The 23,456-nt window shown below is 29.2% G+C and carries 21 protein-coding genes and 1 tRNA gene; 19 read left to right on the top strand and 3 right to left on the bottom strand.

Going from position 1 to position 23,456, the window contains the following annotated elements; genetic code table 11:
* The first annotated feature begins 341 nt into the window (after positions 1-341).
* The 3 genes from H8S10_RS08965 to H8S10_RS08955 all read left to right on the top strand — a co-directional run bounded on the left by H8S10_RS08965 (position 342) and on the right by H8S10_RS08955 (position 2,721).
* Positions 342-1,709, top strand: coding sequence for an APC family permease (locus H8S10_RS08965; protein WP_186838627.1), 1,368 nt, complete (start codon positions 342-344; stop codon positions 1,707-1,709).
* Between the two features lie 221 nt (positions 1,710-1,930).
* Positions 1,931-2,452 (top strand): nitroreductase family protein, encoded by a 522-nt coding sequence (locus tag H8S10_RS08960; protein ID WP_186838626.1) that lies wholly within the window; start codon positions 1,931-1,933, stop codon positions 2,450-2,452.
* A gap of 194 nt (positions 2,453-2,646) precedes the next feature.
* Positions 2,647-2,721: transfer RNA gene (locus H8S10_RS08955), tRNA-Cys, on the top strand.
* A gap of 218 nt (positions 2,722-2,939) precedes the next feature.
* On the opposite strand, the gene H8S10_RS08950 is transcribed toward H8S10_RS08955, so the two are convergent.
* Positions 2,940-4,736 carry a peptidoglycan-binding protein gene (locus H8S10_RS08950; protein WP_186838625.1) on the bottom strand — a complete coding sequence of 599 codons (1,797 nt, stop codon included), beginning with the start codon at positions 4,734-4,736 and terminating at the stop codon, positions 2,940-2,942.
* A gap of 168 nt (positions 4,737-4,904) precedes the next feature.
* Here H8S10_RS08950 and fliB point away from each other — a divergent pair, with 168 nt between their 5' ends.
* From fliB to H8S10_RS08930, 4 genes are all read left to right on the top strand, one after another.
* Positions 4,905-6,065, top strand: a complete 1,161-nt coding sequence (gene fliB, locus H8S10_RS08945) for a flagellin lysine-N-methylase (RefSeq protein WP_186838624.1) — start codon at positions 4,905-4,907, stop codon at positions 6,063-6,065.
* 378 nt (positions 6,066-6,443) lie between these two features.
* A complete protein-coding gene (locus H8S10_RS08940; protein ID WP_186838623.1) occupies positions 6,444-8,006 on the top strand; it encodes an AbgT family transporter in 1,563 nt (520 codons plus the stop codon).
* 124 nt (positions 8,007-8,130) lie between these two features.
* On the top strand, positions 8,131-8,739 hold the full coding sequence (locus tag H8S10_RS08935; RefSeq protein ID WP_186838622.1) for a histidine phosphatase family protein: 609 nt from the start codon (positions 8,131-8,133) through the stop codon (positions 8,737-8,739).
* A 109-nt stretch (positions 8,740-8,848) separates the two neighbouring features.
* Positions 8,849-9,838 carry an aldo/keto reductase gene (locus H8S10_RS08930; protein ID WP_186838621.1) on the top strand — a complete coding sequence of 330 codons (990 nt, stop codon included), beginning with the start codon at positions 8,849-8,851 and terminating at the stop codon, positions 9,836-9,838.
* Between the two features lie 133 nt (positions 9,839-9,971).
* Here H8S10_RS08930 and H8S10_RS08925 read toward each other — a convergent pair whose 3' ends face one another.
* The gene (locus H8S10_RS08925; RefSeq protein WP_055263509.1) at positions 9,972-10,193 is read right to left on the bottom strand and encodes a hypothetical protein; all 222 of its coding nucleotides are present in this window, start codon (positions 10,191-10,193) and stop codon (positions 9,972-9,974) included.
* Positions 10,194-10,613: 420 nt separating this feature from the next.
* On the opposite strand from H8S10_RS08925, the gene H8S10_RS08920 reads away from it, so the two are divergent.
* The 3 genes from H8S10_RS08920 to H8S10_RS08910 all read left to right on the top strand — a co-directional run bounded on the left by H8S10_RS08920 (position 10,614) and on the right by H8S10_RS08910 (position 12,799).
* Positions 10,614-10,985 (top strand): metalloregulator ArsR/SmtB family transcription factor, encoded by a 372-nt coding sequence (locus H8S10_RS08920; protein ID WP_055263511.1) that lies wholly within the window; start codon positions 10,614-10,616, stop codon positions 10,983-10,985.
* A gap of 47 nt (positions 10,986-11,032) precedes the next feature.
* Positions 11,033-11,701: a nitroreductase family protein gene (locus H8S10_RS08915; protein ID WP_186838620.1), complete on the top strand. Its 669-nt coding sequence runs from the start codon at positions 11,033-11,035 to the stop codon at positions 11,699-11,701.
* Between the two features lie 225 nt (positions 11,702-11,926).
* Positions 11,927-12,799, top strand: coding sequence for a LysR family transcriptional regulator (locus H8S10_RS08910; protein ID WP_186838630.1), 873 nt, complete (start codon positions 11,927-11,929; stop codon positions 12,797-12,799).
* A gap of 165 nt (positions 12,800-12,964) precedes the next feature.
* Here H8S10_RS08910 and H8S10_RS08905 read toward each other — a convergent pair whose 3' ends face one another.
* Entirely contained in the window at positions 12,965-13,564 is a 600-nt protein-coding gene (locus H8S10_RS08905) for an ECF transporter S component (RefSeq protein WP_186838619.1), read from the bottom strand.
* A 450-nt stretch (positions 13,565-14,014) separates the two neighbouring features.
* Here H8S10_RS08905 and H8S10_RS08900 point away from each other — a divergent pair, with 450 nt between their 5' ends.
* From H8S10_RS08900 to H8S10_RS08860, 9 genes are all read left to right on the top strand, one after another.
* A complete protein-coding gene (locus tag H8S10_RS08900) occupies positions 14,015-15,013 on the top strand; it encodes a LacI family DNA-binding transcriptional regulator (protein ID WP_186838618.1) in 999 nt (332 codons plus the stop codon).
* Between the two features lie 187 nt (positions 15,014-15,200).
* Positions 15,201-16,562 (top strand): sugar ABC transporter substrate-binding protein, encoded by a 1,362-nt coding sequence (locus H8S10_RS08895; protein WP_186838617.1) that lies wholly within the window; start codon positions 15,201-15,203, stop codon positions 16,560-16,562.
* 60 nt (positions 16,563-16,622) lie between these two features.
* Entirely contained in the window at positions 16,623-17,552 is a 930-nt protein-coding gene (locus H8S10_RS08890) for a sugar ABC transporter permease (RefSeq protein WP_055263521.1), read from the top strand.
* 11 nt (positions 17,553-17,563) lie between these two features.
* Positions 17,564-18,436 carry a carbohydrate ABC transporter permease gene (locus H8S10_RS08885; protein WP_186838616.1) on the top strand — a complete coding sequence of 291 codons (873 nt, stop codon included), beginning with the start codon at positions 17,564-17,566 and terminating at the stop codon, positions 18,434-18,436.
* A gap of 103 nt (positions 18,437-18,539) precedes the next feature.
* Positions 18,540-19,469, top strand: coding sequence for a dihydrodipicolinate synthase family protein (locus H8S10_RS08880; RefSeq protein ID WP_186838615.1), 930 nt, complete (start codon positions 18,540-18,542; stop codon positions 19,467-19,469).
* A 36-nt stretch (positions 19,470-19,505) separates the two neighbouring features.
* Positions 19,506-20,471, top strand: a complete 966-nt coding sequence (locus H8S10_RS08875) for an alpha/beta fold hydrolase (protein ID WP_186838614.1) — start codon at positions 19,506-19,508, stop codon at positions 20,469-20,471.
* On the top strand, positions 20,472-21,428 hold the full coding sequence (locus tag H8S10_RS08870; RefSeq protein ID WP_186838613.1) for an acetylxylan esterase: 957 nt from the start codon (positions 20,472-20,474) through the stop codon (positions 21,426-21,428). It abuts the gene before it with no gap.
* A gap of 46 nt (positions 21,429-21,474) precedes the next feature.
* On the top strand, positions 21,475-22,167 hold the full coding sequence (locus H8S10_RS08865) for an N-acetylmannosamine-6-phosphate 2-epimerase (protein WP_186838612.1): 693 nt from the start codon (positions 21,475-21,477) through the stop codon (positions 22,165-22,167).
* Positions 22,168-22,178: 11 nt separating this feature from the next.
* Complete coding sequence (locus H8S10_RS08860; protein ID WP_186838611.1) at positions 22,179-23,114, top strand: ROK family protein; 936 nt, start codon at positions 22,179-22,181, stop codon at positions 23,112-23,114.
* The last annotated feature ends 342 nt before the right edge of the window (positions 23,115-23,456 follow it).

Here is a 23,456-nt window from a genome sequence, read left to right as displayed (position 1 = left end):
AGAAATGGTATATTATTGCATGAAAAGAAAATAGCGTAAAGGTATATTTTTACAGAGAATAGGAGGTTTATAACCTCCTATTTGTCGTGTCAAAAAACTTGTTCATTTAGAAATAATTTCATATAAATATATGAATAAAAAATAAAAAGACCGTCTACTGAAATGATTTTAAAAATCATTTCAGAGACAGCCCCTTTTTATTTTTATATTTAAAAAGGAATAAATATGCAAAAAAAAGAGGGGAAAATGAAAAAATATAGAATTATTTAATTGTTATTCTAATATTATGATATAGATTGGGATATAAAAAATTTATATAAATAAAAAGGGAAAGGTGAGTTATGAGCAATAAGTTAGATAAAAAGTACGGGTTATTAACAGCTATAGCAATGGTAATAGGTATTGTTATAGGAAGTGGCGTGTTTTTTAAAGCTGAAAAGGTTTTGACAGCGACAGGAGGAAATCTCTTACTAGGTATTATAGCATGGATTATTGGTGGAATAATTATGATTGCTTGTGCTTATACTTTTGCTGTAATGGCAACTAAGTATGAGTATGTAAATGGAGTTGTAGATTATGCAGAAGCAGCTATAGGAAAAACATACGGATATTATGTTGGATGGTTTATGGCAGTTATTTATTATCCAACATTAACGTCAGTTTTAGCATGGGTTTCAGCTAGATATACTTGCGTTTTATTTGGATTTTCAATTACTGGTGGAGAATGCATGACGATTGCGTGTTTATATTTGATTGGTGCATTTGCAATGAATTCGTTATCACCAGTATTAGCAGGTAAATTTCAAGTAAGCACAACTATTATAAAACTTATACCATTATTATTAATGGCAGTAGTAGGAACTATTGTGGGAATTACTAGTGGTATGACTGTAGCAAATTTTACAATTGTAGTAGAAAAAGTTGATACATTTAGTGGATTATTTACAGCTGTTGTTGCTACAGCCTTTGCATATGAAGGATGGATAATTGCAACAAGTATCAATGCAGAATTAAAAGACGCTAAGAAAAATCTACCTAGAGCACTTATAGGAGGAACTTTTGCAATTATGTTAGTTTATATTTTATATTATATTGGACTAGCAGGTGCAGTAAGTAATGAAACAATGATGGCAGGGGGAGAAGCAGGGGCAAAACTTGCTTTTGAAACTGTATTTTCAAGTATAGGTGGGTCTTTGATATTTGTTTTTGTTATTATTTCTTGTTTAGGTACATTAAATGGATTGATGCTTGGATGTACTAGAGGACTTTATTCTATAGCAGTTAGAGGTCGTGGGCCAAAGCAAGATGTGTTTAAACAAGTAGATAATATTACAAATATGCCTACGAATTCATCTGTAATTGGATTATTATTCTGTGGAATATGGTTATTATTCTTCTATGGAGCTAATCTAACAGATTCATGGTTTGGGTTCTTGAGTTTTGATTCTTCAGAATTACCAATAGTAACTATTTATGCTATGTATATTCCTATATTTATTATGATGATAAAAAAAGAAACAGAATTAGCTGCCTTTAAGAGATTTGTTATGCCAATATTATCTATATGTGGATGCATCTTTATGATGATTGCAGCATGCTTTGCGCATAGGATGGCAGTAGTTGCATATTTAATAGTTTTTGTAGTAATAATGATAATTGGAGCAGTATTTGAAAATAAAGCTTTTATTAAAACACAAGTAAATAAGTAGCGTTTAATATATGGAATAATAAGAGGTTTATGATTAGGTTAAATTTTTAAATCCAAGCTATTTTAAGAGAGTAGCTTGGATTTGTTATTATTAAAAAAAGATTATATTATTTTGAAATATAAAAATAGTCTTATATAATATAAAAATATTTTTAATTTAAAACTATAATTGTATAATAATATAAAAAGAATTTAGTATTAATCTGTTTATGAGGTGAATTAATGATTGAGTTATTAAAGACAAGAAGAAGTATAAGAAAATATGAAGACAGAGAAATAGAAAAAGAAAAGCTTGAAAGTATTCTTAAGGCTGGTCTTTTATCACCATCATCTAAAGGGAGAAAGCCGTGGGAGTTTCTAATTATAAAAGATAAAGAGAAGTTAGAAAAGTTGTCTACATCTAAGCCAGGAGGAAGCCTTTGGCTAGCAGATGCACCACTTGCTATAGTCGTTATGGCAAATAAAGAAATTACATCAGATGTTTGGATAGAGGATGCATCTATAGCAGCTACTTTTATGCAATTAGAGGCTCATAGTCTTGGACTTGGATCTTGTTGGTCACAAGTTAGAGAAAGAAATTATGATAATAATTTAAGTTCTGAAGATTATGTAAGAAAACTTTTAAATATACCAAATAAATATGGGATTTGTTGCATTATTTCTATAGGATATCCTGGTGAAAATAGACCATCTTATGAAGAAAAAGATATTGATTTTACAAAAGTTCATTATGAAGAAATTTAGAAAAGAATTATTATAGTTAGAAATAAAGAATTAAAAGTTAAGAGGTGAGGATTAAACTGCTATGCAGTTTCTCACTCAGTAACTCCATACTATTAACTGTTAACTTAAGTAAGTTGATTAATAATTATAAAAAACATAAAAAAAACTATTAACAAATTTAGATTTATATAGTATAATGTTAGTGTAATCGACATGGCGCTATAGCCAAGTGGTAAGGCAGAGGTCTGCAAAACCTTTATTCCCCAGTTCAAATCTGGGTGGCGCCTCCAAAAAAGACCTATGAATTTTATAATTGATAGGTCTTTTTTTTATTATACAAGTAAAAAAAGTAATGTATATTGATGTAATAAATTCTATGTATTAAGTGGCTATTATTAATTAATAGCCACTTTTATTTTATAACAGTCTATAAATTGAATAGAAATATAATTATTAATTTTATTATTTTACTTTTAGTTATTAGTTTAAAAAGAATAATCACCTATTGCTATTTGTTTATACTTGAATATACTGAATCTAGTTTTTCCCAAGTAAGAGGACCAACTAATCCATCTGGAATAAGTGAAAATTGACTTTGAAAAGCTATAACTGCAGCTGTAGTTAGAGGTCCAAATATTCCGTCTACACTTACGGAAGGAATAGAGGGATAAGTTTTGGAGATTGTAGATATCCAAGTTTGAATTGTTTTAACATTTTCTCCTCTAGCACCTTCTCCAATTACGTATCCAGGATAAGGAGTAGGAGTAGTAGGGATTAAATATGGTTCGACTGTTTTGTAAATTTCATAAAGCTTTCTCCAAGTAGCTTTTCCTACTATTCCATCAATATCTAAGCCAAATGTTTTTTGAAAAGCTTCAACAGCATTTTTTGTACCATTACCAAAAATACCATCAATTTTAAGTGGTGGGATAGTATCGTAAAATAAACCAATAGAGTTTAGGAAGTATTGAAGAATTTTAACTCCATCACCTTTAGAACCAATCTTCAGTATATAAGATGGAGGAGTAGGTTCGATAGGTAGTTTTTCACCTTCTGAATCTAATTCTGCAAGGTTTTTTACACCTACATAAATTTGAGAGATTTTATACCAGGTACCTTTGCCTACGATACCGTCTTGTGTCAAATTGAAAATTTTTTGGAATGTCTTCACTGCTTTCTCAGTTGTATCATTAAAATATCCATCAGTAGGTGATATAGGGATAGCAGGATAATTCTTTGCAATTCTATTTAATTGTGTTTGTATAGTCTTTACAGAGTTACCACTACTTCCAAGTTTTAAAGCTGTTCCAGGATAAGAACCATCAACTGCATCTACTACAGGAGCATTTCTAAGTTCAATATTATTACCATAATAGTAAGTTAATATTTTAAAAGGATAATATCCAGAGTTAGCTAAAGAAACAGTTCCCCATTGTGAAAGTCCATTACAGGTTACAGTAGTACCGTTACAATATTGTGCAAGAAGAGGTTCTAAAAAATCCGTTCTACTTATATAATCATCAAAAATATCATCTACAATTTTGCTAATATTATCAAAGATATCTCGACCATTAACAAAATAATGATCATAAGCTGTAGAATTAGTAATATCAAAGTTATAACCTCGACTCCTGTACCATTCAGTATATATACGATTTAGTGTAAAGGATATTTGAGCATATATATTTGAACGTATTGCATTTTCAGGCCAAGTTGGATATATTTCGCTTGAAGCAACATTTTTAATGTAACTAGTAAATGGAACAGTTACATTAGAAGCATTTGATGATGGTGTTCCTAAATGTACAGTAATATTAGCAGGAATAACAGGTTTTTTTAGCAAAAAAGAAGTAGAGTCGTTATTAGTATCAGAAACTTTAGAAGAAATATTAGAATTTTCCTCGGAATCAGGAAATTCATTTTCTTTTACTAAACCATGAGGTGGTATATCTACTATATCAAATTCATTTATTGATTTGCCTTTTGGAAGCATTGATACTGGTTGAATTGAAGTAACATCAGCAAAAATCTCAATGTTTTTTATTAAAACATTTCTAAATGTATCACTTACTATATACGCATCATAAGTTGTATATGGTATCACATTTGGATTAGGCTTCACTGAAAGTTCTTTATCCAATGTATACAAATCTATTATTTCGCTTTTACCACTATCATCAACTGAAAGTAAACCTTCGAAAACTGGAATGCCAGAAATAGAATCAATAATTAAAATTTTTGCATTTTTTACTGGATATGCTTCTTGACCAAAAAATAATTGAAATTGTAATTTTCCAATTGCCATAAATATCTCCTTAAAATCTATCACAATATTTATTTTATTTAATTAAATTAATTTGGTGTATTACATTTAATAAATGATTTTATAGTAGATGTTGATAAAATAAATAGATGGTGCTACCATAAATAATTGATAGTGAAAATGAATTTTAAAATAATGTGAGGTAAACAAATGAAAATAAGAGTTCCAGATTACTTTAATGATTTTAAATGTATAGCGTCAGAATGTGAAGACACTTGTTGCGCAGGATGGGGAATAGTTATTGATGAAGAAAGCTATAACCATTATATGAGTGTAGAAGGTGAATTTGGTGAAAGGTTAAGAAGTGAAATAGTAACTGAAGTAAGCGAAAATATATTTGTATTAAAAGGTGATAATTGTCCATTCCTAACGGAAAATAAAATGTGTGATATATATACTAATCTTGGAGAGGATAGTCTTTGTTATACTTGTAGACAATATCCAAGAGTTATGGAGGAGTTTGGAAGTTTAAGAGAAGTATGTTTATCTTTATCATGTCCTGAGGCTTGCAGAATTATTTTAAGAAGTGATAAAAAAGTAACTTTTACTCTTACAGAAAATGATGAAGAAGTTACAGGATATAATGATATCAATGCTATGCTATATATAAATCTTATGCAAAGTAGAAATATAGTTTTTAAGATTTTACAAAATAGAGATATTGATTTAAATAAAAGAATATCAATAGCTCTTAAGTTTACAAGTGAAATACAAGAGAAAATAGATTTAAATAATATTCAAGGGATAAAGGAAGTAATAGAAAAATATTCAGATAATAAATTTGTAGAAAGTATAGTTAATGATTTAGAATTATATAAAGGTAAAGAGAGTCTTAAGTATAATAATATAAATGAAATATTTAAAGTGTTTAAAGATTTAAAACATATAAATCCAAATGATCCATTAGGATTAGAGAATGCTTTAAGATATTTCTGGCAAAGTGAAGAAGATGAAGATATTTATTTAAGAAAGCATAGAGAGTTTAATAAATATTTTAATGATAAAATATTTAAGTTTGAAAATATATTGGTGTATTTTGTGTTTAGATATTTTATGAAAGCTGTTTTTGATTATGATGTATCAGCAAAAATAAAAACTGCAATAGTAAGTTATATTATGATAAAAGAATTATATTTAATTAGATGGATTGAAGAGGGTGGAAAACTTTCAGAAGAAGACCTAGTAGATATAGCCCATACTTATTCTAAAGATATTGAACATCTAGAAGAAAACATAGAAACATTAGCAGAGGTTTTTGAAACTAACAATGTTTTTGATGTTAATAATATTATTGTTACATTAATGAATTAAATTTGAAGAAGCTTTTTAAGAAAATTGTTAATAATAAAGTGTTAATTTAATTATTAAATTATTAATAAAATAGAATAATATTTTGAAAGTATCTATTGTTATAATAGGTACTTTTGTTATTTTGTTAAGTAATTATATTTAGGAATAAATATTTGTTATTATTATGTGCTATTGAGTATAAATATAATAAAACATAAAATGAAATTTGATAAATCAATTGAATTATATTGTTTACAATATTGATTTTATTAGTATATTGCAAGAAAAATAAATAAATTTGTAGAAAATTTAATAAAAGTGTTGATAAATTGTTAATCATATAGTAATATAATAACATATTCGCAATAATTTTATAAAAAATAACAAGGGGGATAAAAAATGGAACAAAGAAAAGAAGAAATATTAAAGACAGAAGAACCGAAAAAAGTTTCATTCATTGAAAAAATTGGTAAAAAGATACCGGATCCAGTAATAATATTCGCAATTTTTTATGTTGTTGTATTAGCTGTATCTTTCTTATTAGGTGGAAAAACGTTTGAAACTATGGCTGGGGATGGTAGTTATACTACCAATACAATTTTAAACATGTTAGAGCCTGAAAATGTTCAATGGATTTTCTCAAATGCTTTACTTAACAACTGGTTAGCATACGGTGGAGGAGTATTAGGTACAATACTAGTAGTTATGCTAGGAGTTGGTCTTGCAGAAGAATCAGGACTATTATCTACATTAATTAAAAAAGTAGGATTAAAAGTTTCAGATAAAATGCTTCCTATAGTTTTAGTTTTCTTAGGAATCATGAGTAGTATAGCTACAGATGCTGGTTATGTTATATTAATACCACTAGCAGGTTTATTATATGCAGGGTTAAAGAAAAACCCACTTATAGGTATGGCTGCTGCATTCGCAGGGGTTTCAGCTGGGTTCAGTGCTAACTTAATACCAGCTACACCAATTGATATAATCATTGGTAACAATGCTAAGATATTTGCAGAAGGACAAGGTGTTCCTTTCGTTAATGCTGCTGGACAAGCTTTAAATCCAGCTACAATGCACTATTACTTCGTAGTTGCTTCAACATTCTTACTTGCTGCTATTGGTGCTTTCGTTACTATAAAAATAGTTAAGCCAAGACTTGAAAAAGAAAGCTACATAATTCCAGAAGATATGAATTTAGATGACTTTACAGTTAAAAAAGAAGAAAATAAAGCTCTTAAATTTGCAGGTTTAGGTTTCTTAATAGCTGTATTATGTGTTGTAGGATTATACTTCGGACCTTTAAAGACATTTATTGCAGAAGATGGTTCAAAAGTAACTCCATTTATGGATAACATAATATTAATCATTACATTCTTATTCTTCTTACCAGGTGTTTTCTATGGTGCGAAGGTTGGTAAATTTAAGAATGCTAACGATGTAGTTAGAGGTATGTCTAAGCAAATGGGATCAATGGGATCAGTACTTGTTTTAACATTCTTCTCATATAACTTCCTAGCTTTATTAACAAAGAGTGGACTTGGAACTTATATTACTTACTTAGGTGGTAACCTACTTAAGGCAATGAACTTACAAAATGCTCCAATACTTTTAATAATTGGATTTATTATAATAACAGCAATCATCAACTTATTCGTTGGTGGATTAACTTCAAAATGGATGTTACTTGGACCAATATTCTTACCAATGTTATACCAAGTAAACTCAAACATGACACCAGAAGTAGTTGCTGCTGCTTACAGAGTTGCTGACTCATCAACTAATATAATAACACCATTAATGTCTTATGCTGGTATTATCTTAGTATTCATGAGAAAGTACAAGCCAGAATATACAATTGGTGATATGATTAGATTAATGATGCCTTACTCAGTAAGCTTCTTAGTAGGTTGGACAATCTTATTATTAGGATTCTTTGCATTCGGAATACCATTTGGATTCTAATATATAAATTATTAAAAACACTTTATAGTGAAGGCTATAAGGTGTTTTTTTATTAACTAAAAAATCATTGACTTAGAGTTAACTCCAAGTAATAAAATATAAACGTAAAGGGGGAAACGGAAAGATGAAAAAAGTATTTTATATGATGAGACATGGACAAACATTATTTAATTTAAGAAGAAAGATTCAAGGATGGTGTGATTCACCATTAACTGACTTTGGAATTGAACAAGCAAAGGCAGCTGGTGAGTATTTTAAGGAGATAGAACTAGATCATCTATATTGTTCAACAGCAGAAAGATGTTCAGATACATTAGAAATTGTAACAGATAATAGTATGCCATATACACGTTTAAAAGGATTAAAAGAAATGAACTTTGGAACTTTTGAAGGAGAAAGTGAAGATTTAAATCCTGATAGGGAGACATTTGAAACTTTTTTTACTAAATATGGTGGCGAATCAAGAGATATGTGTAGAGAAAGAGTTGTGAAGACTTGTCATGAAATTATGGAGAAAGAAGATCATAAGATTGTTTTGGCAGTTTCTCATGCAGGTGCATGCCTTAGATTTTTAGAACATTGCTATGATCCAAGTAATTTACCTAGAAATGCTTTTTCTAACTGTGCAATATTTAAATATGAATATGAAGATGGGAAATTTACCTTTGTAGAAGTTATTCAAAGAATTCCTGAAACAAAATTAAATTTAGGCATAGTTATAGATAACTTATAAGCATTAGACATCTGTTTCGATAAATAATAAAATTAATATGAAAAAGTAAGCTATAACTTTGAATGATAAGAAAAAAGTAGTAGTGAAGATATAACTTTGGGAGGATATTATGGAATATATTAAATTAGGTAATTCGGACTTAAATGTGTCACGAATCTGTCTTGGGTGTATGAGTTTTGGAGATTCAAATAAGGGAATTCATTCTTGGACATTAGATGAAGAAAAATCTACAGAGATTATAAAAAAGGCTCTGGATGAAGGAATTAATTTCTTTGATACTGCTATAGCTTATCAAAATGGTACAAGCGAAAAGTACCTTGGACGAGCTTTAAAAAAGCTAACTAAACGTGAAGATGTTGTAATAGCTACAAAATTTCTTCCAAGAACTCAAAAGGAAATAGATAGTAATGTTACTGTTAAAGAACATATTAATAACATGTTAAATCAAAGTCTAAGTAATCTTGAAACAGATTATATTGATTTATATATTTGTCATATGTGGGATTATACTGCACCTATAGAAGAAACTATGGAAGCATTAAATGAGCAAATAGAACAAGGTAAAATACGTTATATTGGTATCTCTAACTGTTTTGCATGGCAATTAGAAAAGGCAAATTCTATTGCGGAGAAAAATGGATGGAGTAAATTTATTTCTATTCAAAATCATTATAATTTATTATTTAGAGAAGAAGAGCGTGAAATGGTTCCTTGCTGTAAAGATGGGAATATAGCGATGACTCCATATAGTCCTCTAGCTTCAGGTAGATTAGTTAGAGATTGGTCAGAAACTACAAAGCGTTTAGAAGAAGATTCATTTGCTAAAAGTAAATATGATTTAACGGCTAATCAAGATAGAATTATCGTTGAGCGTGTTGCTGAAATAGCTGAAAAAAGAGGTATGACAAGAATTCAAGTAGCTTTAGGGTGGTTACTATCAAAGACTTCAGCACCTGTAGTTGGAGCAACAAAAATCTCTCATATTGAAGATGCAGTAAAAGCTATTCCTATAAGATTAACAGAAGAGGAAATAGAATACTTAGAAGAGCCATACATTCCTCATAAATTAGTTGGTGTTATGGCGCAAAATAATAAATAGTTATTTTAGGTACACTAATACAAAGAAATGCCTTCCATAGAATTATTATATCTATGGAAGGCATATTTATGTTTAAATAAGGTGAAGACATCACTATAACTTATTTAATATTTATAACTAGGATGAGTATAATTTATGCTTTATGGTTAGACATTATATTTTTTACTTCATCTATAAATTCTGGTTTTATTAATTCTAACATTCTTGGAATAAAGCTCATCATATACTCTTTATTAAAAGACCCATCATTCTGCTTAGCAAAGCTTTCACTTAATAATTCTTTTGCTTTCTCTTGATTTTCTGATGATACTCTTTCCATTATAAAGTTAAAAAATCTTTCTTGTCCATTATTCATTGTACTTATCTCCTTAAACTATATTTTAATGATATTTTTATTAAGTAGATTATATTATATACATAATATTTAAATTAAACAACTTATATAGGGTTTTATAAGTAAGAGCATAGGCATAAATGATATTGACAGTAGTAGACATTTATAGAACTTTAATCAACCAAATCTATGGTCTTGATTTTCTTTACCATTGAACTATAAAACAATAATTGTGATACAATGGTTTAAAAGATTGAACTAATAGAAAAATATTATAAAGAATTGAAGAGAGTTATCATAATTAAAAATCAGATAAAAATAAAATGATAAAGACACTTCAGTGGGTTAGAGATATGCCATACAAAGAAGGTTGTATAAATGTTTTAGCAAATCATGATCCAGATATAAAACCGCAGATAATTGAGCTATAGGAGATGTTTTATGAAAGAGTGTAAATTTCAAAAAAGCTTAAATATTATAACAAGAGAATTTAAAGAGTGTAAAAAAGTTCTTTTAGCTATCGGGGATGATACAAGGCAAGCTATTATCATTGCTCTTTTAGAAAGTGATTGCAATGGTATTCGTGTAGGAGAAATCACAAAGAAAACACATTTATCAAGACCAGCAGTATCACATCATTTAAAAATATTAAAAGAATCAGGGATTATTAATATGCGTAGAGAAGGAACAAAAAATTATTATTATATGGATGCAAATAAAAGACAATGGGAAAAAGTATCATCTTTAGTTAATCATATTTATGATGTGGTAAAAGAATTTGAACCGATTGATAAAAGACAGGTTGATGAGTAATGATTTGGATAAATACATTTAAATAGAAAGTTGAGGAGATTGATATTATGGAAATTTTTGAAGCAATGAAAAAAAGACATTCAGTACGTAGCTATACTTCAGAAAAAATTGATACTAATGTAGCAAAGGAACTTAAATTATATATTGATGAATGCAATAAAGAAAGTGGGATGAATATTCAGCTATGCTTAAATGAACCAAATGCATTTAATAGCTTTATGGCACATTATGGTTCATTCAAAAATGTAAATAACTATATAGCTATAGTTGGGAAAAAAGGAAAAGACTTTGAGGAGAAATGTGGATACTGGGGAGAAAAAATTGTATTAAAAGCTACTCAGTTAGGACTTTCTACATGTTGGGTTGCTATGACTTATAGCAAAGGGAAAGCTAAATATAATATAGAAAAAGGGGAAAAACTTAGTTGCGTAATATCTTTAGGATATGGCGAAAGTGAAGGAGTACCACATAAAAATAAATCTATAGAATCGCTTTGTACAGTAGATAGAGAAATGCCAGAGTGGTTTAAGAAAGGAATGGAGGCCGCATTGCTTGCTCCTACTGCTATGAACCAACAAAAATTTCATTTTACATTAGAGGGAAATACAGTAACGGCAAAGGCTGGTATGGGTTTTTATACTAAGTTGGATTTAGGGATTGTAAAGTGCCATTTTGAAATTGGAGCAAAAGGTGAAGATTGGAAATGGAAAGATTAGGGGTATATAATTTATCATAAAAATAAAAAGGACAAAGACTAACAATAAATTTGCTAGACTTTGTTCTTTTTTTATAAATATACATAGCATAAATGTTTTTTAGGCATATATAATCATTAATTATAAGTATTAGACATGGAAGATTATTTTAGTTATTATATAATTAAGAAATATGATATAAGTTTAATTTAGATAAATGGAAAAGATATAAAGGGGATTACGATGATGGAACTAAGAGTTCTTAGATATTTTTTAACTGTTGCAAGTGAAGATAGTATAACAAATGCTGCTAATATTTTACATATAACCCAACCAACTTTAAGTAGGCAGTTGATGCAACTAGAGGAAGAGCTAGGTGTTCAATTATTCGTGCGTGGTAAAAAGGCTATAACGTTAACTGAAGCAGGGATGTTATTACGAAGTAGAGCAGAAGAGATTGTTGATTTAGCAAATAGGACTGAAAAAGAGTTCTTAAATCAGAAGAATTTTCTTTCAGGAGAAATATTTATTGGAGCTGGTGAAACAAGTGGAATGAAGGAGTTAGCAAGAATTATTAAAAGCTTTAATAAAGAATATCCTCAAGTTAAATATGATTTGCATAGTGGAAATGCTGATGATATTAAAGAGAAAATTGATAAAGGGTTAATTGATATTGGATTATTAACTGAACCTGTAGATATTGGTAAGTATGAGTTTGTAAGATTAAAGGAAAAAGATAATTGGGGAGTTGCTATGAGAAAAGATGATCCTCTTTCTAGTAAGGAATACATTACGCCAAGAGATTTAAAGAATAAATCAATTGTATGTTCTAAAAGAATATCTATTCAAAATGAATTGGCTAATTGGTTTGGAAATGATTTCGAAAGTGGTAACATTATAGCTACATTCAATTTAATTAATAATGCCATAGCCATTGTAGAATCGAATATTGGATATGCTATATGTTTAGAAAGTCTTGTAAGTGATAGAAGTAATATTTGTTTTAAAAGCTTTTATCCAAGATTAGAAACAGGCTCAGTTTTGGTATGGAAAAAGAATCAAATTTTTTCAACAGCAACAAAAATGTTTATAGAAGAGATTAAAAAGGAGTTTAAATAAGGTTTATTATATAATTCATTTATAGGATATATAGTACAAATTAATATGGTGTTTTATTTATATAAAAAGTTCCTCTATGATTAACAAAATATTAACTAGAGGAACTTTTTGTTTTGTATTTAAGTTTTATATTAAATTAGAAATATATATTTCATATATAACTTTTTATTGTCTTTTAATTTTTAACACACCCATTACAACAGGTACTGCGATTAATGCAGAAGCAATAGCCTCTAATAGACCGTTTGAAGTAGCAACTCCAAATAATGTAGCTCCCACCACATTTGGTGAAATGTTAATTGCTTTTGCATACTCTTCTAAATATAGAATATAAGTTAATCCAAGTACTCCTACAGTGTTGGTAAAAGTTGCTAAAATAGCAGAAATACCAATAGAAATTTTAGGCTTTTTTAAAGTTTTTACTAAGAATTTATAAACGTAGTAGGCTACTAATCCGATTAAAATTCTTGGTACTAAAGCTATTAATGGATTTAGAAATAAAAATGATGTGACATTTGGTGCTGTAAGAGCTTGATACATTGAAAATAAACCAAACATTAAACCTACAGAAGCTCCAACTATTGGACCTTCTAAAATTGCACCAATAATTACAGGTAAATGCATAATAGTTAGGCTGAATGCTGGCAATCTTATAAATCCAAGACCAGACACTCCTAGAAAAATAGAAATAGAAGAAAGCATAGCGATAATAACTAACTTTCTTATCTTTGTTTGAGATCTTCCCATCCCGCTTGTTTTTAACATTTTGACTCCTCCGTTCTTACTCCATAATGGATATAATTCGGCAAAAAAATAACATTTTGCTTAGTTCAGTTTCTTAAAAGAATACCGACTTTGATATTTTAACATGTCTATTTAATTAAGTAAATTAAATTATATTAAAATTAATACAATTTTATAGGAAATATAAGGGGAATAATTATTGGGTATAAAGTTTGAATTACTATACTAAAATCAACAAAAACTTGTTTGTAGGAGAGTAGTATAAAATATTGTAATAAGTAAGAGAGTGATTCAAAAACTATATGAACTTAAAACAAACAATGATGTTTTATGAGATAAGTTATAAAAATTTGGTGAATAATAACTGAAAATAGCTTAATTTGATGAGTTAAAGTTAGTGTTAGAGGATTGAATTGTAAACATTTACCTATTAGAATTAATCTATAGACATATAAAAGGGATGAGTCATGAATGGTAAAACAAGAAGATATAGCAAGAATTTTAAATGTATCAAGAACAACTGTAGCAAGAGCATTAAATGGAAAAGGAAACATTAAACCGGAAACTAAGAAAAGAATACTAGATTTATGTGAAGAACTTGGATATGTTAAGAATCCTATTAGTACAAGCCTTGCTTTAAAAAATGAAAAGAATATTTATGCATTTATTATTAAAGGACGGAATAATTATTATACAGAAACTATTAAAAGGGGATTAAGAGCAGCATATAAAGATATGAGTATGTATAAACTTAATTTATTTATTGTTGAGACTCATATAGATTTTCCAGAGGAGCAGGTAGAAAGAGTAAAAAAAGTAATAAGGCAAAAGCAAGTAGATGGAATAATAATTACTCCTCTTTTGAAGGAAAAGATAAAAAAAATAAAAATTGATAATCCTGATATTAGTTTTATAGCTTTAGATTTGCCTTTAGATAGGGGAACAATAAGTATTTATTCAAATTATAACAAGTTAGGTAGAATACTAGGAAATCTATTATTAAATTCCTTAGAAAAAGGTGATAAGGTTCTATTGATTGAAACAGATGATGACATGATTTCAGCTAAAGATAGTTTTGAGGGCGTATATCAGAAATTATTAGAAGAAAGAAAGAATGATATTATTGGTCCTATTTTTATAAGTGATTTAGAAAATAATATTCCAGAGGTTATAAATAAATATTTAACTAAAGATATTAGAGCAGTTTATGCTAGTAGATTTTTAGAAAGTATGATTGAATATATCTTTGAAAAAGAGGAGTATGAGTTAAAGATAGTGACAATTGGATTATCAGATAAGATAAAGAAATTTATTAAAGAAGATAAGGTTAAGGCTTCTATAACACCAGATTACTTTGAAATGAGTCATACTGCGATAAATATGATGTTTGAGTGTATATATAGAGGAGTTAAACCAGAGAAAATTAAAAATGAAAACGAATTTAAAATAATTGTAAAAGAAAATTTATAAAACTATAAGTTAAATGAAGTAATAATAGAAGTTTATTAGTGGAAAGTTGCATGAATAAAATGTTCGCGTGAAAATGTTCACGCGACTATTTATAGAAGTATGTTAGTAGGAATAAAACTTATGAGTTTAAGTTGGATATTAATAAAACATTAATATATATATTTAAGTGTAGAGGGGAGAATTTATTATGAAAAAATTAAAGCTATTAACATCTTTATGTTTAGCTGCAACTTTAACTATTACTTCTTTAGCAGGATGTAGTTCAAGTAATTCGTCAACTGGAGAAGAATCAAATGATTCAAGTAATAGCACTGAGGCTACTACTGAGGTAACAGATATCACAGAGATAACTTGGTGGGCATTCCCTAATTTTGCAACTATCGATGATGAGGTTGGAAAATATGAAAAACAAATAATATCAGATTTCGAAGCTAAAAATCCAGACGTTAAAGTAAATTTGGAAATGATATCTTTCAATGGGGGAGGAGAAAAAATAACAGCAGCAATTGCATCAAATTCAGCACCAGATATACTTTATGATGCACCAGGAAGAATAATCGATTACGGAAGACAAGATGTTTTAGCTGACGTAGATGATATGATTAAGGCGCTTAATGGTGATGTATCAGAAGAAATTTTACAAGGATGTAGAGTTGATGATACATACTATATGTATCCATTTAATACAACAGCTTTTGTAATGGCTGCAAATAAGACAATGTTTGAAGAAGCAGGTTTATTAGATTTACTTCCATTAGAGAAAGAAGATAGACTTTGGACAATTGAAGAATTTGAAGCTGCGCTTAGAGGTATAAAAGAAGCTAATCCAGATATAATTCCAGTTTCATTCTTTAGTAAGAGTACTGCTGGTGACCAAGGTACAAGAGCTTTCCTTGCTAATATTTTTGGAGGAAGCATTTTTAATGATGATTTAAGTGAATATACTTTAAATTCACCTGAAATGGTTGAAGCTTTAGAGTGGGTAAATAAGTGTATTGATGAAGGATTAATAGGAGCTGGATCTGAAGGATTAACTTCAAGTGATGCTATTGATTCATTTGTTCAAGGTAAATCAGCATTTACAATTCTTTATTCAACAGGTTTAAAGGCTAATAATGCAGAGTCAAAGCTTGGTGATTTTGAAGATGTATTATTACCAATACCTTCACCTGAAGGAGAGTTAGGATTAGAATTCTTAATTGGTGGTTATTGCGTATTTGATAATCAAGATGATGCTAAAATAGAAGCTTCTAAGAGATTTATTGATTTTGCTTGTAACGATGAAGAGTGGCAAGTTAAAAATATAAAAGCTACAGGAACTTTCTCAGTTAGAGATTCTGTAAAGGATTTATATGATGATGAAGAGATGAAGGCTGCTGAAGCATTTGGAAAATACTTAGCACCTTACTATAATACAGTACCAGGTTTCGCAGAAATGAGAACATTCTGGTTCCCATCACTTCAAGAAATAACATTAAAACAAACACCAATACAAGAAGCATTAGATAAATTAAATGAAAATGCAAATAGTACATTAAATAATAATTAATTAGTTGAGAAAAGGGAAGGGGTATAACCCCTTCCTAAAATATAAGGGGGGATTTATTAAATGGATATTAATACTTCTACAAATAAAGAGAAAGTAAAGATAAAATATAATAAGTTTAATAAATTGGCAGTGAAGGAATGGATAGCAGCGTACATATTTTTGCTACCAGCTTTGGCTTTTTTCGTAATATTTGTCGTTATTCCTATGGGAGAAGGAATAATAATGAGTTTTATGAATTACACATTAAGAAAAAAAGAATGGATTGGGCTTGGAAATTATATAAAGATATTTAATGACCCAGTTTTTAAGAAATCATTAGTAAATACATTAGTTTTAGTATTAGGAAATGTACCATGTGTTTTAATATTCTCACTTTTTGTTGCTACTACAGTATACAAGAGGTCTTCTAAAATGAGGTCATTTTTTAGATCAGTGTTTTATCTTCCAGCTATAGCTTCAGTAGTTAGTATTACAGTTGTATGGGGATGGATTTTACATCCTAATTATGGAATATTAAATTATATAATCGAACAATTCGGAGGAACTCCACAGTTATGGCTTTCTAATCCTACTATAGCAAAATGGGCAATTCTTATTATTCTTGTAACCTTATCTGTTGGACAACCTATAGTTCTTTATATGGCTTCTTTAGGTAATATCCCAAAAGATTACTTAGAGGCAGCGGAGATAGATGGAGCCAATTCAAGACAAGTCTTTTGGAATATTACTTGGCCAATGTTAAAGCCAACAAGTCTATATATATTTATTATTACAACAATTAACTCATTCCAATGTTTCTCATTAATCCAGTTATTAACAGCTGGAGGACCAAACTATTCAACAACAACAATTATGTATCAAGTATATGAAAAATCATTTACATTAGGTCAATTTGGTTTGGCATCTTCAATGGGAATGGTTCTAGCAGTTATAGTAATTTTAATATCAATTATACAATACAAATTCTTAGGATCAGGAATTGATTATTAGGAGGATTTTATATGTTAATGAATAAAAAGAAAAAAAAGAAAACCGAAGAGCTTTATGATACAAGAACTAAGTGGACTCCAGGGAATATTGCATCATTTATAATATTATGCATGTTAACTATTATATTTATTTTCCCATTTTATTGGATAATAACAGGTTCATTTAAAGATCAAGCTGCTACTATTGCAGTACCGCCACAGTGGTTTCCAGCAGATTTTACGCTTAAGAATTGGATTTCATTAGCAAAGCAGCCATTAGTGAGATGGACATTTAACAGCTTTTTTATAGCTATTTCTACTACAGTGTTAGTCTGTGTGACATCAACACTAGCGGGATATGTTTTAGCTAAAAAGAGATTTCCAGGAAGACATCTTATATTCTGGGCTTTAATTGCAGCTATGGCTCTACCTAAGCAAGTAATTATGGTACCATTATTTAATTTACTGACAAAGTTGGATTTGATTAATACGTATAGAGGATTAATTCTTCCAGCAGTAGGATGGCCATTTGGTATTTTTCTTATGAAACAATTTAGTGAAACAATTCCTTCAGAGCTTATAGAAGCCTCAAGAATAGATGGATGTACTCAATTAGGAACATTTAGGAATGTAGTAATTCCTATAGTTAAACCTGGAATTGGAGCGCTTGCCATATTTACTTTCATAACTTCATGGAATGATTATTTTATGCAATTAATTTTAATAAGAAGTACAGATATGCAAACGCTTCCTTTAGGTATAGCGTTGATGCAGGCTGAGTTTACTACAAATTATGGTTTGATGATGGCTGGTGCAGCAATAGCATCAATTCCAATGATAATAATATTCTTAATATGCCAAAAATCATTTACACAAGGTATTACAGTTGGTGCTGTAAAAGGATAAGTAGAGAAAAAAGTTTATAGTAGAAATTCTAAATGTTTTAAAAATAGAAATTGATCTAGAATATAAGATTTGGTTAAAAATCAATTTAAGGAGATTGCTTATAATGAATAAGTTTGATATTAAGGATTTTAAAGGCGTAATACCAGCAGTTTTAACTGTATTTGATAAAGATGAAAATATTGATGAATTAGGTATGAGACAATTAGTTTCATATCTGATAGGAAAAGGTGTTGATGGTTTATATTTAACAGGCTCTACAGGTGAAGGTTTCACAATGAGTAGTGAAGAGAGAAAAAGAGTTGTAGAAATTGTTATCGATGAAACAAAGGGAAGAGTACCTGTTGTAGTTCATGTAGGTGCAATTGGTACAAAGCTTTCAATAGACTTAGCTAAACATGCAGAAGAAGTAGGAGCAACTGGAATATCAAGCGTTCCTCCGTTTTATTGGAAATTTAATGAAAATCAAATAGTAAAATATTATGAAGATATAGCTAATTCATGTAGTTTACCAATGATAGTTTACAATGTACCATTAGTAGGACTTTTAGGTATGAATGCAATAAAACGTTTAGCGCAAATTGAAAATGTTAAAGGTATTAAATATACAGCACTAAGCCACTATGAAATAACTCAAATAAAAGATGAGATAGGGGATGATTTCCTAGTTTATTCTGGTTGTGATGAAATGTCTATGTCGGGGTTATTAGCAGGTGCTGATGGGATAATAGGGTCTTTTTACAATATAATGCCAGAGTTATTTATAAATATATATAATTCTATAAAAGAAAATAATATTGAAAGAGCACAGCTTTTACAACGTCAAGCTGTTGAGATAATTATGTATTCACTTAAATTACCATCTTTTTATGCAGGTATGAAAGCTGTATTAAGATGGAGAGGAATAAATGCAGGCTATTGTCGTAGACCTTTTGAAAATTTAACAGAAGAAGCAGAAAATGAATTTAAAGAAGGTTATATAAAGCTTAGAGATACGTATAAGATTACAGGGGTAGAATTTTTAGATGAGCTTTAGAGCTAAATTGAGGTTTATTTTTAGTAGGAGGGAAAAATGCCTATAGTAGATATGCCTTTAGAAAGGTTAAGAGAATATAAAGGGACTAATACTTTACCAAGGGATTTTAGTGAGTTTTGGAATGAGCGTATTAATGAAGTTAAAAATCATCCATTAAAGTATAAAATAACAGAAAGTGAAATAAGAGGCTTTGAGGGATGTGAGTTTTTAGAGTTATGGTTTAAAGGTATCGATGGGGGGAAGGTGTATGCAAAATACATTAGACCTAAAACGGATGAAGATGTACCGTTGATTTTACAGTTTCATGGGTATCCAGGTGCAAGCAGAGGGTGGTTTGAACAATTATCTTTTGTTGGAATGGGCTGTGCTATTATTGCGATGGACTGTCCTGGACAAGGAGGAAATGGAGATAGCTTTACTAATATGAAAGGTACTACAGTTAGTGGCCATATTGTAGCCGGATTAGATGGAGATATCTGTAACATGTATTATGTAAAGTTATTTCAAAATGCATCTATATTATGTAGAATTGTCAAAGAGCTTAATGGAATAGACAAAGAAAGGATATATGCAAATGGAGCTAGTCAAGGAGCTGGAATTGCTTTAGTTTGTGCAGCACTTAATCCAATAATAAAGAAATGTGCGGCACTTTATCCTTTTTTATCTGATTATAAGAGAGTCTGGGATATGGATTTAGACATGATAGCTTATGAAGGATTAAGGTATTATTCTAGGTGGTTTAACTCAATGAATGATAAAGAAGATGAAATGTTTACGAAGCTAGGATATATAGATGTGCATAATTTTGCAGATATGATTAATTGTGAAGTTCTATTTGGTACAGGATTAATGGATAATGTATGTCCACCATCTACACAATTTGCTATCTATAATAATATAGGTTCAAAAAAGAAACATATAATATTTCCTGATTATACTCATGAAGAAATAGGCGAATTTGATGATATGTTAATAGATTTTTTCTTAAAGGAGGATGATTAAGTGCCTGCTTTAGATATGAATATAAAAGATATGGAAAAGTATTTAGGACAAACTATAAAACCTAAAGACTTTGATTTATTTTGGAAAAAACAAAAAGATTTAGCCGATAATTTAGAGTTAGATTATACAATAACAAAGAAGAATTTTAATAATAAGAATGCAAATTATTATGAAATAAAATTTAGAGGTATTGATAGTGCAAATATTTATGCTAAGTATATAAGACCTAATACAGAGGAAAAAGTGCCTACTGTATTAGAGTTCCATGATTATAAGAAAGCAAGCAGAAGCTGGCATCATCTTACTAGATATATAGGAGTTAATTATTCAGTAGTAGCTATGGATTGTAGAGGTCAAGGTGGAAAAAGCGAAGATTTAGGAAATATAAAAGGGTCTACTGTATGTGGAAATTTAATTAATGGATTAGATGACGTAAAAGAAAATATGTATTATTGCAAAGTTTATTTAGATGCTTATATATTATCAAGGATAGTGGAAGAGTTAGAATCAACTGATAAAAGTAGGATGATAGCATTTGGAAAAGGACAAGGTGCTGCTATAGCTTTAGTTGTAAGTAGCTTGAATAAAAATATAAAGAAATGCTCTATGCAGTATCCTTTTTTATGTGATTTTAAGAGAGTATATGATATGGATTTAGATGTAGATGCCTATGAAGGTCTTAGATACTATTTTAGATGGTTTGACCCTATGCACCTAAGGGAAAAAGAAGTATTTGAAAAGTTAGGATATATCGATATTGTGAATTTTGCAAATAAATTAAATTGTGAAATACTTATGGGAACAGCTTTGTTAGATACAATCTGTCCTCCAAGTACACAATATGCTGTATATAATAATTTAAACTGCGATAAAAAGCATATTATATTTCCTAAATATGATCACGAATTAAATAACTTCTTTGAAAATGAAAACTTAAAGTTTATAAGATTTCTATAAGAGAAATATAAGAGAGTTTTAAAATGCTATGGATGGAGGGAGTATTATGGGGAAGGAAGAAATATTAAATATATTGAGAGGTAGATTAATAGTATCATGCCAAGCATTGCCTGGTGAGCCATTATATTTAGAGAATGATACTATTATACCATTGATGGCAAGAGCAGCAAAGCAGGCAGGAGCTTGTGCTATAAGAACTAATGGAGTGAGAGATGTTATTGCGATAAAAGAAGAAACAAATTTACCGGTGATAGGATTAATAAAGAAGTCTTATGATGGGTATGAACAATATATAACCTTTACTATGGATGAAGTAGACCAGCTTGTTGAAGCAGGAGCGGATATAATAGCACTTGACTGTACATTAAGAAAGAGAAAAGATGGCAGAACAGTAGAGGAATTTATAAAAGCTATAAAAGAAAAATATCCTAGAGTATTGTTAATGGCGGATATATCAAACTTAGAAGAAGGTATTAACGCTTGGAAAGCAGGAGTAGATATGGTTGGAACTACTTTAAGTGGATATACAAGCTATACTACTAAGCTTGATGGACCAGATTATGAGTTAGTAGAAAATCTTGTGAATTCTATAAAAATTCCTGTAATTGCAGAAGGAAGAATTCATTATCCAGAACAAGCTAAGAAAATGCTTGAATTAGGAGCTACATCAGTAGTTGTTGGTGGAGCTATTACTAGACCTTTAGAAATAACAAATAGATTTATAAAAGCTATAAGTTAGAAGGTGGAAATATGTATTTAGGAATAGATATAGGTGGAACTGCTGTTAAGATTGGAATGGTAACAGAAGAGGGAAAAATACTCTTAAGTAATAGTTATGATGTAGCTTTTGATAGTTATGAAACTCCAATATTTGATACAGTAAAAAAGTCTATAGAAATATTTATAAGAGAAAATTATATTGATATGAAGTCTATAGAAGGCATAGGAGTCTCTGCAACTGGACAAGTTAATAGTAATACAGGTACCATAATTGGTGTAGGGGGAAATATAAAAAACTGGTGTGGTACAGAGATAAAAAAAGAGTTAGAAGAGATATATAATATAAAGACAACTGTTGTAAATGATGCTAACTGTATGGTTATAGGTGAACAATGGGTAGGAAAAGGCAGAGGTTATAAAAATATTGTAGGAGTTACTATAGGCACAGGGGTTGGAGGAGGAATTATTGTAGACTCTAATATACTTCTTGGTAGTATAGGAATTGCAGGTGAACTAGGTCATTTTTCTATAAATTCAGAAGGAAAAAAGTGTACTTGTGGTAATATAGGATGTTATGAACAATATGCTTCTACAACGGCTTTAATAAAAATAGTTAGAGATAAATTTGAAGAGTTAGATATTCTTTCATTTAAAAAAGAAGATTTAAATGGAAAGGTTATTTTTGAAGAAGTATCAAGAGGAAATAAAAAGCTTCAAGAAATATTAGATGAATGGATTATTAATATTGGAAAAGGATTAGTAAGTTTAGTTCATATATTTAATCCTGAAATTATTATAATTGGCGGAGGGGTCAGTAAACAAGAAGAACTTTTTATAAAACCTTTAAGAAAATATGTATTAGAAAATGTGATGAAGAGGTTTGGAGAAAATTTAAGAGTAGAAGCTGCAGAACTAGGTAATAATGCAGGATTAGTGGGAGCTGTATACTATAATATTCAGCAATAAATGCAATATAAATGCATGTAAAGATTTGTTATTTTTAAGAATATCTTATATATTTAATATAAAGTAGAAAAGATAATTTTATAGCTCATAGTTATAGACAAAGAGGAAGGTAGTTTATAATTATGGCTATATTTTTTATCTATCAATATTAAATATAAATTTATATTACTGTTCATAGGATATAAAATCTTTATGGTAAATGTAGGTTAGTTAAAGTAAAAATAGGAGCTTATTAATTACATGTATAATTCTTAGCTTTTTGATGTTAATTTTAAGAAATAAATAAATACGACTTTTTTTGAGAAAATACTGTCAAATTAGATAGATTGACAATAAATTGAA

Origin of the sequence: Clostridium sp. NSJ-49, assembly GCF_014287725.1 — a bacterium.
Lineage (GTDB): Bacteria > Bacillota > Clostridia > Clostridiales > Clostridiaceae > Clostridium > Clostridium disporicum_B.
This window is presented reverse-complemented; position numbering and strand designations above follow the sequence as displayed.